The sequence below is a fragment of the Brachyspira alvinipulli ATCC 51933 genome, assembly GCF_000518245.1.
In the GTDB taxonomy this organism is placed as follows: Bacteria; Spirochaetota; Brachyspiria; order Brachyspirales; family Brachyspiraceae; genus Brachyspira; species Brachyspira alvinipulli.
Genome location: NZ_JADF01000008.1, coordinates 1 through 15727, shown reverse-complemented (window position 1 = coordinate 15727; position 15727 = coordinate 1). Strand labels below are relative to the sequence as shown.

The 15727-nt window shown below is 26.6% G+C and carries 6 protein-coding genes; 5 read left to right on the top strand and 1 reads right to left on the bottom strand.

Annotated features, from left to right (window positions below; all coding sequences use genetic code 11):
- Positions 1 to 389 precede the first annotated feature (389 nt).
- From T324_RS0100035 to T324_RS0100015, 5 genes are read left to right on the top strand one after another with little or no spacing between them, the layout of a single operon-like run.
- Positions 390 to 701, top strand: a complete 312-nt coding sequence (locus T324_RS0100035; protein WP_028328395.1) for an HPr family phosphocarrier protein — start codon at positions 390 to 392, stop codon at positions 699 to 701.
- A gap of 56 nt (positions 702 to 757) precedes the next feature.
- Entirely contained in the window at positions 758 to 2140 is a 1383-nt protein-coding gene (locus T324_RS0100030) for a GntP family permease (RefSeq protein WP_028328394.1), read from the top strand.
- A 40-nt stretch (positions 2141 to 2180) separates the two neighbouring features.
- On the top strand, positions 2181 to 2615 hold the full coding sequence (gene dut, locus T324_RS0100025; protein ID WP_028328393.1) for a dUTP diphosphatase: 435 nt from the start codon (positions 2181 to 2183) through the stop codon (positions 2613 to 2615).
- Positions 2616 to 2658: 43 nt separating this feature from the next.
- Positions 2659 to 3480, top strand: a complete 822-nt coding sequence (locus tag T324_RS0100020; RefSeq protein WP_028328392.1) for a hypothetical protein — start codon at positions 2659 to 2661, stop codon at positions 3478 to 3480.
- A 2-nt stretch (positions 3481 to 3482) separates the two neighbouring features.
- Entirely contained in the window at positions 3483 to 4220 is a 738-nt protein-coding gene (locus T324_RS0100015) for a hypothetical protein (RefSeq protein WP_028328391.1), read from the top strand.
- A 431-nt stretch (positions 4221 to 4651) separates the two neighbouring features.
- Here the strand turns inward: T324_RS0100015 and T324_RS0100005 are convergent.
- The coding region (locus tag T324_RS0100005; protein WP_028328390.1) for a SpiroCoCo family coiled-coil protein at positions 4652 to 15727 on the bottom strand (11076 nt) is incomplete at its 5' end.

The window sequence follows — 15727 nt, the reverse complement described above, 5'->3', positions numbered from 1 at the left end:
ACCTAATAATATAAATATATATAGATTTAGACATTTATATACTAAAAATATACATTTTAAATATTTTAATTTTTTATTTTGTATAATTTTATCTCAATTTAAAATTACACAAAACTATTCTTACAATTCATACAAATTATAACATACAATAAAAAATATAATATATTAACAAGTTTCTATTTATATATTTTTATTAATTTATCATAAAAATAATGCAGTAAAAAACAATTTAATATTTTTACAAATTAAACATATATAACCAATTAATAGTTAAATAATCTTATATTCCTATAGATATACAAATGCTTACTATTGTAGTATATTTTTTATATTGAAAAATATAAAAAAATATACTATAATAAGTATATATTAAAAGCATAGGATAATTAATGACATTAACAAATGTAGTTACAATCAAAAGCAAAAATGGAATGCATCTAAGACCAGCTGGAGTTTTATCTCAAATTTCAAGTAAAAGTGATTATTCAAACATAGGTATATTTCTATTATATAATGGTGTTAGAGCCGATGCTAAAAGTGTATTCAATATAATGGGACTTGGAGCATTTCAAGGTGCAAATCTCATATTAGAAATTGAATATGAAGAAGGAATGTTAGAAATAGCAAAAGAAGCAGAAAAAGAACTAGTAGATTTTTTTGAAGAAGGCTATATTCACGCAGAAGTTCCTGAAGAAGATTAATTCAAAATAATCAAAAATTTAATTAATATTCATCATATTTATAAAAAGGATATACAATGATTAGTTATTTTGTAATAGCTATGCTTGCCATATCTATAATCGTAGTAATGGTTTTAACTATAAAATTTAAAGTTCACCCATTTATTGCCATGCTGCTTGTTGCTATATTTTTAGCATTTACTTTGCATATTCCAACTAATAAAGAAACAAATTATATAACTGAAATATCTGCTTCAATTGGTAAAGGCTTTGGTTATGCTTTAGCTAATGTAGGTATAATAATTGTACTTGGTAGTATTATAGGTAATATATTAGAAATGTCTGGTGCTGCTTTAAAACTTGGAGAAATAGTAATAAGAATAGTTGGGAAATCTCATCCAGCATTAGCAATGAACATATTAGGTTTTATAGTTTCAATACCAGTATTTTGTGATTCCGGATATTTAATACTTACACCATTAAGAAAAGCAGTTTATAAAAAAAGCGGTGCTTCGCCAGTAGCATTATCTGTAGCTTTATCAACTGGACTTTATGCTTCTCATGCTTTAATACCTCCTACACCAGGACCTGCTGCTGTTGTTAATCTTTTTGGTTTAGAAGCACATTTGCTTACAGTAATTATTATAGGTTTAATAGTAGCAATACCAACTTCTTTAGTTGGAGCAATTTATGGAATATTTATATCAAAATACATAAAAAAACCTAATTATCCAGATAAATCTCCTACTTATGAAACATTAATTAGTGATATTGGAGGGCTTCCTCCAGCATGGAAATCATTAGCACCTATATTTGTACCACTTATACTAATGGCTATAGGTACTATTGTAAGATTTGATTCTTTCAAACTTGGAGATAGTTTAATAAGAAATATTTTTATATTTTTAGGCGAACCTAGCATGGCGCTATTCATAGGTTTTCTATTTTCATTATTATTAACACATAAATTTAATAAAGAAGAAATATCTATGTGGATAGGCGATGGTATAAGGGCATCTGGAAGCATATTAGCAATAGTTGGAGCAAGTGGTGCTTTTGCTGAAGTATTAAAATCTACTGAACTTGCAAATATAATACCTGAATTAGGAGACATATTTGTATCTTTAAACATAGGATTATTATTACCATTTATAATGGCTTCTGCGTTAAAAATAATGCTGGGTTCTTCTACAATAGCAGTTGTTACTGTAGCTACTCTTTTTGCACCTCTATTAAATACATTGGGATTTACAACTCCTATATCCCAGGTGTTAGTATTAATGTCTATAGGTGCTGGTTCTATGATAGCTTCTCATGCAAATGACAGCTATTTTTGGATTGTTGTAGAATTATCCGGATTAAGTGTTAAAGATGCATATAAAGCTAGAACATTAGCTACTTTTGTTCAAGGTATTACAGCACTTATAATAATAATGATACTTTCTTTTTTATTTAGATAATTCAAATCATAAAATTAATCAAAATTAATAGGAGAAAATAATGTTAAATATAAAAATAATAAATAAATCAAAAAATCCATTACCAAAATACCAAACAGCTGGATCATCAGGATTGGATTTACATGCTAATATAGAAGAACCTATAACATTAAATAAGAACGATATAGTATTGGTACCCACAGGTCTTTATATAGAAATTCCAGAAGGATATGAAGCACAGATAAGAAGCAGAAGTTCATTAGCTTTAAAAAATGGAATATTCTGCCTTAACTCTCCTGCTACTATAGATAGTGATTATAGAGGAGAATTAAAAATTATATTGGCATCTTTAACTGATAAGCCTTTCACTATAAATCATGGAGATAGAATAGCTCAGATGGTATTTGCTAAAGTTGAAAAAATAAATTTTGAAGAAGTAGATTCTCTTTCAGATACAAAAAGAGGTGAGGGAGGATTTGGAAGTACCAATAAATAAATTATGTATTGATTATTTTTATAATTATTTGTATAATATAAAAATGAGAAATGTATTAAAAGTATTTTTACTTCTATTATTAATATTAGCAACCATTTCATGCGGATTGCCAGATGTTACAGGAATAACTTTAGAATTAAACCAACCATATATAACTAAAATTATACCAGGTGATAATCAATTAACTGTAGAATTTGAGGCACAGAATAATGAACCTTCATTTAGCGGATATAATATATATTTTGGGGACAGCACAGACCCTAGAAAGTATAAGTTATATAGTCCTCAAAAATATTTGCCTACAATAACAGAAAAACCATTTACAACTGTTAAGAAATACAGTCACACAATAAAAATAGGAGATTACTATTCTACAAGCGGTTCAGAAATAGATACATTAACAAGTTATGAATTAAATAATGGCATACCTATATATGTATGGGTTTCATCATATCAGATAACACCCCAATTAGAAAGTTATTACTATTATGATAATTTTGTAAAAATGGGAACTCCAAGACCTGAAATACTTAATAGAACTGTAAATGCAGGTGAAACTATAAATGGTACTGGAAGAGCAATAGCCACATTAGCAGTAAATGGAGGACAATTAGTTTTTCAAAATGTAAGCGGAGGAAGTATGATGAGAGTTGCAGGTACCTCTTTAACTGATGTTGTAGTTCCTCCAGAAAATGGGTATGGTACTGCTGATTTACAAGTATCAGCTAACAGACTTTATTTAATAAAAATAACAGAAGGCGGAAATTCCTATTATGGAAAAATATATGTAAGGAGTGTTAATGGTACAGCAAGTGCTGTAATAGACTATTGTCATCAGCCTAGTGCCAATATATTAAGTTATTAACTATGAAAAAAATTTTTATATTTATAATATCATCAATTTTTTTATTTACATCTTGTAATGAAGAACTTATCACAATAGTAGATGAATATAATGCACCTTACGACATAAAAGCAATACCTGGTAATAATACCGTTTATATAAGCTTTTGGTCTGGAATTATTGCATCAGATTTTGCAGGATTTAATTTATATGCAGGAACTGCAAATTCTTTTACTCAGCCTACAGATGCTATAAAAAATGCATCAGGAGGTAATCCTACAATAGCATCATCCAATCATACTAGAACAAATTTTGTAATACAAATCCCTACATACACATTCGCTAATGGAACATTATATTACATAGCTGTTTCTGCTTATGGAACTAACGATCTAGTAGATAAAAAATATATAGAAACTCCAATAAGCACAATACTTCCTGTAGTTCCTAGACCAGAAGGTACAGGTAATGGAAATGCACTAACTGCTGGAGCTGGGGGAAATGTAGGCAATATAAATGGAAGTACTATTACAGCTAATGGTGCTTGGAAAGTTCAATATTTCGGATATCAGACTAATTTCAATGCTGTAGTTATTGTTACTAATAATAATGATGCTGCCTTTGATACTGATGCTGTATATGCTGTCAATGGACTTTATATATTCAAAAACGGTAATTCTTTGGCCAAAATATGGATAACAGGAGCCAATGCTTACAGATGGGCTTATCAAGCAGATGCTTCTCAGTGGTGGGGAATTTAACACACATAAAAAAATATATATAATATTCCAGCCAAATCATATATAAATAATAAGAATCTATAATTTATAATTAAGCATAATTAAAACATCAAAATAAAAGGTTCCGATATATATTAAAAAAATTAATGTATATACTAATCCATTTTTAATTATAACCTTATATGTAGTTTTTATATGCATATCCAATGGGGCTAATAACCTTTTATTATTAATACCAGTGTTTTTTTCTATTTAATTGAATAATATAATTATTATAACTAAAATAACAAAAATAAAAGGTTAGGGTATAAGTATTTTTTAATTAATATGAAACTTATTATAATAATTTATTTAACTATAACTTTTAGAAACATTTTATACATATCAATAGAGGCTATAACTTTTTCAAGTCATAGCCTCTATCTTTATATACTATATCCCACTTGTCTCAATTATAATCTGGACTGCTTATTCTTCCAAGCTTTTATAGTTTTTTCTACTTCATCCCTTGAATATGAAGTATTCTTAACTATTTCCTCTAATTTCCAGCCTTGTTGATACATCTTAATTATAAACTCTTCTTTCTTAGTGTCTACTTTAGATGCTTTCTTAGCAGTCCCTTTAGCTCCATTGTCTGACATATATTTATCAGCATTATCAAGTAAAGTTTCCAAATATCTAACAAAATATTCGGCTCTTTCCAAATTCTTAACTATATTCTTATCATAGTCATCATATTGGTTCTTCATGCGTGTGAGGTTTTCTCTCTGGTTCTGTATAACTTCTATGATAACATTAAGTTCTTCTAACTTAGAGATAAACAATTGAACTTTCTTATCATTTTTCTCTATTTTAGCCATATCTCTCTCTAAAGAGTAAACCTTATCCATGAAATTCTTTCTAGTATCTTCAACATCAACCATAATAGCCTTTATACTATCAACTCTTTCAAGTATGGTTTCTGTTTCTATCTCTGCTTTTCTTATCTGTTCTAATATATCATCAGCATATTCTTCCTTATCTTTAATGAATGAAAGTTTATTCTCTATTTGAGATGCTATATCAATAACAACCTGTATGCCTTCTTCTGTATGTTCAAGCATAGAATTATTTTCAGCTATTTTAACAAATCTATCTTGAATATCACTTGACATTTCCATAAGCATATTTACTTTATTCTGAGTATCTTTCAAGCTGTCTTTTTCTTTTTTGATATTTTTAGCATACTCTAATATTTCATGATGCATTTTCTTCAAGTTTTCAAATTCAGACATAGTTTTAGTCATATCAGCTGTTGTAGCTTTAGTATCTTCAACTAAACCATTTAATCTTTGAACATCATCTTTTATAGATTCTGCCATTTCTTTAGCATTATCAAATACTTTTACAGTATTCATATACTTTTCAATATTAGCACCTATATCATCTATTTTTGCCTTCATAGAATCATATTCTAAAGAAATATCATTAGTTTTAACCTCAAGCATTTTATCAATAGATTCAACAGCATCATTTAATTTTAATCTTAAATCCTCTGTTCTATTATCAAAATCTTTAAGTATAACATTTGTTTTTTCATCATAACTTAAATTAATGCTTTCAAGTCTAGCATCTATCTCACTCGAATATTTAGCAACATCCTCCTCCAATGCAGAAACAATATCTTTCATACTTGTAATTCTCTGATCATACTCATCTAAATTATCACTATGAGATTTTATTATTTCTTCCTTAGCAGCACGTATATGCTCTTTAGCATCGTTCATAAGAAGAGATAATGTCTGCTCTAAGTTAGAATTAAGTCTAGCAATATATTTTTCATATTTTTCATTTGCTGCTTCTTCTATAGTTTGAACATTCTCTTCTATAATATTGTTTGCTTCAGCAATTCTAACATTAATAGCTTCAGATATAGTGTCTTTTAATGCTGTTAATGATTCAGAAAGTCCTTCATAATGAGCTTTCAAAGCCTCAAATTGAGAATTCTTTTCTTCTAATAGATCATTCATTTTACTTGAAACATTATCTATTATAGTGTCAAACTCTACAACTTTATTTTCTATTGTAGATTTGGCAGCCTCAGATAATTCTTCTAATCTAGCATTGAATTTTTCACCTTGAGCTTCTATATCTTCAGAATATATATTTATCTTATCTTGTAATTCCAAAGCCTTTTCTTCTATAATATTTTTTAATCTTTCTATAGAAGGAGCGAACTCATTTTGTAAATTATTCATTTGCTCTTCAACTTCTTCAAGTTTTTCTTTATTATTTTCTACAGAAGTAATAAATTCGTCTTTTATACTCAAAGCCTGTTTCAAATCAGCAACTACATCTTCAACAGAAGTACTTATTTGAATTTTAGTATCATCCAACTCAGCATGTAAAGCTTCTATCTTCTCATTATATTCTTTATAAGCCTCTTCAAATAATTTTGAGAAATCTTCATGGTTTTTCTCTTGTCTATTAGTATAGAATTTCTCAGTAGTTAAGTACATCTCTTTTAACTTAGAAACTTCTTCTTCATGCATTGATTTTATTTCATCAATAGCTTTTTCACCCTCTACACCAATAGACATTTTCAATTCGCTCATAAACTCTTCTTGATATGTATCTATTTTCTTTTTAAAGCTGCTTATATTATCCTCAAGCTCTTTATTCATATTATTGAAGGCATCAGTAATTTTATTATTAATATCATTTTCAATACCTTCTATAGCACTTCTAACATCTGAGAACTTTTCAAACTTCTTCATCTCATTCTCAATAAAGTCTTGTACTGTAGCTAATATATGAGGACTTAAATTATCTGTTTCTTTTACTACAGATTCATTAAATGAAGCAACCAAGTTATCAATAGACTCTTTAGCTTTACTTAAAGTATTATTATTTTCAGTTATTATTCTATTTTCTAATGAGCCTATATATTCTTCAGCTTCTTTTACTTTACTACTAAATGCAGCTTCTTTCTCAGCTATTTTATTAGCAGCAATATTCGCAGCTTCAACAACAGCACTTGTCAAGCTGTCAATTTTATTACGTATGTTAATATCAGAATTTTTAACCATATCCATTAAGGCTTCTCTTTCTCTGCGTACAGTTTCTACCTCTTGAGATATATGTTTCTGAGACTGACTTAACATTCTAAGTTCATTTTCTTGCTCTTTGATGCTTGCTTTTATAGTATTAACTAAAGAGTTAATATCATTTTCTGCATCATCTATTCTGTTTATTATACCTTTAACTTTATCATTTTCTAATGATTCTATTTCTCCTTTTGTAATTTCTACTTTTTTATTAATATCTAAAAGCATATTAACAGCTTCATTTCTCAAGCTATCAACTTCAGAAACTATAGCATCTTTATAGAATTCTTTTATTCTATCAGGAGAAGCATAAGCATCTTCAAAATGTTCTATTCTAGCTTCAATGCGTTTTCTAAACTCATCATTAGATTCTTCGAATACTTTTATTATATCATCTCTAAACGAATCTGTAAGATATCTTAAATCTGTATCCATAGAATCATTTTGTATGCTTTCAAACATTTCTACTATCTGTCTTCTCTCATCTTCAATCATAGAAACAACTTCATCTCTATTTATCATATCAAATGAGATTCTATTTTTAAGTGATTCTATACTATCAAGCATATTTGTTTTTTCTTGATTAAATCTGCTCATAGTTTCATCTTGTTCTTTTATGAGTTCAACTATAGATTTTCTAAAGTTCATAAACTCATTAATAAGTCTGTTTTTATCACCTTCAATAGAATTTAGAGCCTCATCAGAATATATACTTCCTGATTCATATTTAAGCTTAATATCATCTATTTCAGCCATTAATCTGTTTCTTTCAGCTTGTAAAATCTCAGCTAATTCTTTGATATTTACCATTCTGTCATTGAATTCATTTCTAAATTCTGTCATCTCTCCGGATATATTCTCTTTATATCTCTTAATACTTTCTGAGAAATCCTGCTCTAAAATTTGGAAATCATCTTTAATTCTTGCACTATACTGTTGTGCCATATTTGCCAAATCATTATGAGTAGGTACAGAACCTAATATCTCATTTCTCAAAGATTCAAATTCTTCTTTTAATTCATCTTTAAGAGTTTCTTTTTCTTCTAAGAATATTTGTCCTACATTCTCTATAGTAGGCATATCTCTTAGAATTTCCTCTTTCATTTCTAAAAGCTTACTCTCAACAGATTCCTGCTCTTTAGAAAGAACTTCAGCAACAGCATCTATAGTAGAGTAATTCTCTTCTATATTTTTCTTAAATGATTCTAAAGCTTCATTAACTCTAGCTCTCTCATCTTCTATCAATTTTTCTACATAAGAAGAATTAACTTTTCCAGCTTCAATATTTTCAGCAACTTCTTCTTTTGTATTTTCTATAGAAGTACTTATATTCTCTTTATAAGTTTCTATAAGTTTTTCTATCTCCTCTTTCGATAAAGACTCATCTTTCAAATTAGCTATCTCTTTTCTTATCTCATCAAATGAAGATTGTAAATTAGATTTTTCTGTATCTAAAAGATTATTCAAATTATCTAAATAGTCTTTCTTAACAGCATTAAATCTTTCTTCAGCAGATATATATTCAACTCTAACTGCAGATTTGAAATGATCTAACTCTTCTATCAATTTTGCTTTTTCTTCTTCAAACATTTTAGCAAAATTCTTATTATCTACTTGATTATTAAATAGCTCATTTTTAAACTCTTCAAATTCATTATCTCTTTCTGCTTTTTCAGCTACAAATAAATCTGCTATCTCATCTATATTTGGAACAGAATTAATTATCTTATTCTTAAACTCTTCAAAGTCATTTATAAGCTGCAAGTCTTTTTGAGATACCTCTTTTGATATTCTATCATAAACTTCTTTCTTTAATTCATCTATAGTATCAAGAAGCTCTCTCTTATCTTTAGCCAATTCATTAGAAAGTTTTAATGTATTAGTATTAAGTTCATTATTTATCCTACTTATGTAAGATTCTAATGCTTTTATTTTTACATCAACACCTTTATTAGAACTGTCTATGTCATCTTTAATAGAATTAATATTATCTTCTATATATCCTAAAGTCTGTTTTTCTTCAGTTTTTAATGCATCATGAAGATTTATAACCTTAGATTTAACTTTATCTTCATAATCATTTAATATAGAATCCAATTTATCTTTATATCTAACAATATCAGAACTTAAAGAACTATGACCGCTTTCTAAGTCTTTTATTCTATCTTCAAAAGTATTAAGGTGTATTGAAATATTAGCTATTTCTTCCTCTAATTTAGAATCAAGTTCTGATTCTTTATTAACTATATCTTCTTTTAAAGCTTCTATCATAGAGATAATATCAGAATAATTTGAATTATCCACTATAGATTCTTTAGCTTTTTCTAAAGTATCGTTTATAGAATCAAGATTTACATCTTTCCAAGAATTCAAATCTTTCTCCATAGAATCAATTTTGTTTTTAACTTCTATGAATGAACCATTAAATTGAGATTCTAATTCTTGTTTTAATATTCCTAAACTTTCAGCGATAGTATCCCCGTATAGTTCTGTAAATTTATCCTCTTTAGACCAAGTATCTTCAAAGAATTCTACACGTTTTTCAAGTCTGTCTTTAAATTCTTTTGTATCATTTTCTATGCTTGATGTTAAATCATTCTTAATAGATATTATACTATCATTGAAATTATTAAATATATGATCTAATTTGTTTTCTAATTTAACAATCTCATCCTTACTAGCATAAGAATTAGATAAAGAATTCATTATGTCATTTATCTCTTTATAAATATCATTCTTACTATCATTTATCTTATCTTCCAATTTATCTAAATGAGATAATTGAGGTATAACAGTTTCTTTAAATGATTCAAAACTTTCATTTAAATCTTTAAAGTCATTATATATGTCTAATATAGCTTCCTGAGTTATAGTATCATCATTAGAATTATTCATATTATTAAATGTATTCTTGAACTCTTCCAACTCTTCAGAAAGTCTTATAACCTCATCATTCAAACTTGTATCAACATTTTTGAACTTATCTTTTATAGAAGTTATATCATTTTCTAAATCCTCTATTTTAGAGAAATCATCTCTAAGATTATTAAATGATTCTTCTAATCTGTTTCTTTCCTCAATTAAATCATCATAATTATGGTTATCTCTAATAGAAGCAATTTCATCTTTAAATTCATCTATTCTATCAGATATCATTGATTTATATTCTAATAAAGAAGATTCTAAATTAGATAAACCATCTTCATTATTATTGATTTTAGCTGTCAATGTCTCTAACACATCATCTATAGCAGATTGTATATGAGATTTTTCATTATCAATAAGATTAGATACATTTTCTGAAGCAGAATTTAATATATCATCTTTTAATGAAGCAAAGGAAATTTTTAATCCATCAACTTCTTTTAAAAGCAATTCTTTTTCATTAATATGATATTGCATTATATTATTTCTATCTAATACAGCATCTTTTATCTCATCTATTGACTTATCAAAATCTTTAGTAATACTTAAATATTTATCATCTATCTCTTCTTTTACTTTATTTATTTCATCTATAAGAGATACTTTAACATTCTCTATATCTTCTAATATATTTGTTACAGAAGATATTTTTTCGCTGTACTCACCAAATAATGATAATATATGTTCATTATTAGATATAAAATCGCTCACTTGAGATTTGAATCTTTCATCTATATTAGATTTGAAATCTTCAAATTCTGCTGATAATTTAGATATAGAATTGTTAAGCTCTTCTTTATCTAAATCTATTCTATCAAAAATATTTTTAGCTTTATTTTCTAACTGAGTATTTACTTCTTCTAAAGAATTTTCTATAGAATTAAGTCTATTAGAAATATCTGCTAAACCATCAGCATCCACATTTTCTCTAAATGAATCATATAAACCTAATAATTCATTTCTTATCTCATCAAATGAAACTTCTTGTTTATCTTTAAGTTCTGTTTCATAAGATGTTATTCTTGAAACAATCTCCTCTTCTTTGTTAGCTATTAAATCATTAATTTGAGCTTCCAAACTATCTACAACATCTCTAAATTTAGAATCAGATTCTTCTATCATCTTAGATACAGCATTTGTTATGCTTTGATTCAAATTATTGAATGAATCATTTATCATAATATCCAAGTTGTATTTATTTTTCTCAAGCTCTTCAAGTCTTTCTTTTATGTCAGCATCAACTTTAGAAGAATATTCATTTAGATAATCATCTATATAGCTCTTATTAGTGTCAACTCTTGCTTTCTCTATTTCTATTTTCAAGTTATTTGAATACTCATCTAATGCATCTCTGTTGCTTTCATAAACAGAATCGAGCATTTTAGAATAATTTTCATAATTATATATTATGTTTCTGCCTATATTCTCTAAACTCTTTATTATAGATTCATTCTCTTCCAATCTATAAGATTCTATATATTTAACTTCTTCTTCATATTTATTAACAGCATCAGCTATCATATTATTAAATCTATTAACATCGGCTGTCAATCTTTCTTCTAAATCAGAAAGTCTATCATTAACAGAGAATAATTTTTCCTCAAGACGAGTATTTATTTCACTTTCTTTTCCAAGTATCTCCTCTTTAATAGAAGCTATCATTTTAGCTATAATACCATTCTTTTTATCTTTAGAACTTTCTATAAAGCTATCAATATTTTCTCTAGCTTCTTTTAACTGATTTAATAGAAGAGATAAATTGTCATCTTTCCAAACAGACAAGTTACTTTCTATATCATCTACTTTACTTTGAATGTTAGAAAGAAGATCAGACTTAAATTTATCAACCTCTGGTCTTATAGCATTTTCATAAAGTTTTAAAGCTTTATTAGGATCAGCCCAAGTATCTTCGAAATGAGAAACTCTCTTATCTATTAATTCTTTAAAGTCTTTATTTCCTGCTTCTAATTCATCATATAAAGAGTACAATTTTTCTCTGTCATCATCAAACAAGTCTCTTGAAACTGTATTATCTTCAAGTGTATCTAATTTATCCTCTAAATTATATTTAAATTCGGATAACTCTTCAAATAATTTGTCAACATCATTTCTTAGAGAAACATCAACTCCATCTAAATTACTTTTTAATGTATAAACTTCATTTTCTAAATCATAAAGTCTTTCAAAATCTTCTTTGAATGAATTAAATGTTTCATCTAATCTATTTTTCTCTTCCTCTAAAGCCTCTAAAATATCATTATTTTTAAGTTCATCCAATTCATATCTGATTGTTTCCATATTTTCTAATATAGAATTCTTTTCATCAGTTATAGCATTTTTGAACTCTTCTAAACTAGAATTAGAGCTTTCAAATTTTTCCAAGATATCATTTGTAAATGTATTAAATGACTCTTCAAATTTTTCTTTTTCTTTTTCAAATATAGAAGGTATATCCTCTCTATTTGCTTTTAATATATCATCTTTGAAAGTAATGAAATCATCTCTCAATTTTTGAAGCTGTTCATTATTTAATACAACACTTTCAATATTAACAAGTTTATCATCAAAAGATTTTCTTAAAGAATCATATCTTTCATTAACACTTGATATTCTTGAATCTATTTTTTCATGTAAATCTCTTATCTTATCTTCAAGTCTGTCTAAATAATGATTATTTTCTAATTCATATATTTTTTTCTCTAATATATCATACTTATCTTCAACACTAAGCAATTTAGTATCTATTCTGCCATAGAAATCTTTAACTTTATCTTCTATTTTGTATATATAATTTTCTCCATAAACTACCTCATCAACTTTTTTCTCTAAAGATTCTATAGTATCATACATTCTTTGATTTGCTGTATCTTCAAACTTAGATATTGATTCATTGAATTTATTTTCAAAATTCTCAAATGAATCTTTAACCATACTATCTAATTCTGTTCTAACCTCATCTAATACATTGATCTTATCAGATACTTGAGACTCTAATTTAGATGAATGCTCTTTGAAATACTCATCTATAGCTGTCTTAGATTCACTTAATCTATTTTCTAAATTCTCAAATGAATCTTTAAGCATATTATCTAATTGTATTTTAGCTTCATCAAGTACATTCATCTTATCAGATACTTGAGATTCTAATTTATCTGAATAATCTTTTAAGTATTCATCTATGCGGTTTTTCTCACTAGATAAATGTCTCTCTTCAGACTCTTCTCTAGCATGCTCTATTTCATCTTTTATAGAATTAGAATATTCTTTCAATGAATTAAGCGAATTATCATAAACTTCATTTATAAGTTTAGAGTAATTTTCATAAGAAGCTTTTATATCTTTACCTACATTGTCAATATCATCTAATAATCTGTTGTTTTCATCTAATCTGTAATGCTCTATATTTTTGATTTCTTCGTCATATTTAGCTACAGCATCATTTACCATATTATAAAGGTTTTCTAAATTAATGCTTATATCATCATTTAATTTAGAACCTATAATAGATAATCTCTCCTCAATATCTTTTATTTTATTGTCTATAGTTTCGTAAACATATTTTTCTTTTTCGTCTATTTTTGATAATAAGTTATTTACTATCTCTTCTCCTTTAATTTCTGAATCATTCAAATAATTAGATATGCTTTCTCTAGCTTCTTCTAACTGTCTAACTAATTCATCAAGATGTCCATCTTTCCAAGAAGATAAACTATTATCTATAGATTCAATTTTATCTTTCAAATAATTAATAGAGTTTTCAAATTTGATTTCATTGTCATTTCGTATATTATCTAATTGTTCTCTTATGTCAGTAGAGAATATATTTTTCAATTTACTACTATCTGACCAAGTATCTTCAAAATATGCTATACGTTTTTCCAATCTGTATCTAAATTCTTTATTATCTCCTTTTATCTCATTGAAAAGTTTTGTTAATTTATCTTTTTCTTTATTGAAAAGATTTTCTATAACTTCATTGTTTTTAGTATTTGATGTTAACTCATCTTTAATTGAAGAAAGTCTGCTTTCTAATTCATTTTTCTCATTAGAAATTGTATTTTCTAATTCTGAAGATTTAGTAATAGTATCTTCTATCTGATTTTTAACATCATCTATACTTGAACTTAATTTATTAACATTAGTAGTAAGTATATTCAATTCAACAGAATATTCATCTAAATCCCTAACTATATCATCTTTTATTCTATTTTCAAAATCAGATAATCTATCAGATAATGCTTTTACCTCATCTTTCAATATTACATCAACATCAGACATGTTTTCTTTCAATTGATATAAATTGCTTTCCAAACTTTCTAATTTAGCAAAATCTGCTTTTATAGCATTAAATGAATCTTCCAATGCTTTTTTCTCTAAAGATAACTGTTCAATAGTATTATCTTTTTTAGCAGCTTCCATTTCAGCTTCTAAATTATCTATCTTCTTTAATAAGTCTAATTTATCAGAAGAAATTATATCTTTTAATCTATTAACTTCCTCATCAGAAATATCAACTCTCTCAACAATAGCACTTGTAAATTCTTCAAATACTTTCTCTATTTCATTTTTCTTTTCTTCAAATAGAGTAGGTACATTATCATTAAATTCTAAGACAGAATCTTTGAAAGATTCAAAATCATTTTTCATGCTTTCCAATCTTTCTATTAAAGATTTTTTCTCTTCGTTATGTAATGATATAAGCTCATCTCTATCTATTATAGAATTTTTGATAATATCAATAGCATCATCAAAATCATTGCTCAAATTATTATGCTTTTCTTTTACAGAATTAAGCTCTGATTCTAATTTATCATTTACTACTTTTATTTGTTCATCTAAAGCCTTCATATACTTTTTGAACAATACAGATTCTGTTTCTTTTTCTAATCTTTCTATAGCTTCAAGAACTTTATCGCTAGTTTCATTCTCAAATCTGCTTACAGCATCATTAAAGCTAGTTTCTAAATTATCAAAAGAAGCCTTTACCATATTATCAAGTTCTTCTTTCGCTTCATTGAGTACATTAATCTTTTCTGATAACTTCTCTTCCAACTTATTAGAATAATCTTTTAAGTATTCATCTATATAGTTTTTCTCATTAGATAAATGTTTCTGCTCTGATTCTTCTCTTGCTTTTTCTATCTCTTCCTGTACTAATTTTGAATAATCTGTCAAAGAATTCAATGAATTATTATAAACTTCACTAATCAATGAAGAGTAATGTTCATAACCTGACTTTATATCATTTATTAGTTTTTCTGAATCTTCAAACAATTTGCTGTTTTCACCCAATCTGTAGCTTTCTATATTTTTTATCTCTTCATTGTATCTTGCTACTGCATCATTTAGCATATTGTGAAGATTATCTAAATTGGAAGTGATATCATTAGTAAGTCTAGAATCTACAGATGACAATTTATTTTCTATATCATAGATTTTACTGTCTATTTTCTCATAGATAGAGTTTTCTTTCTCTTCTATTTTAGAAAGTATATCTGACAATATCTCTTCTTTCTT

Coding starts and splice junctions, on each gene's coding strand:
- T324_RS0100035 (WP_028328395.1), top strand. CDS start 390: ATGACATTAACAAATGTAGTTACAATCAAAAGCAAAAATGGAATGCAT.
- T324_RS0100030 (WP_028328394.1), top strand. CDS start 758: ATGATTAGTTATTTTGTAATAGCTATGCTTGCCATATCTATAATCGTA.
- dut (WP_028328393.1), top strand. CDS start 2,181: ATGTTAAATATAAAAATAATAAATAAATCAAAAAATCCATTACCAAAA.
- T324_RS0100020 (WP_028328392.1), top strand. CDS start 2,659: ATGAGAAATGTATTAAAAGTATTTTTACTTCTATTATTAATATTAGCA.
- T324_RS0100015 (WP_028328391.1), top strand. CDS start 3,483: ATGAAAAAAATTTTTATATTTATAATATCATCAATTTTTTTATTTACA.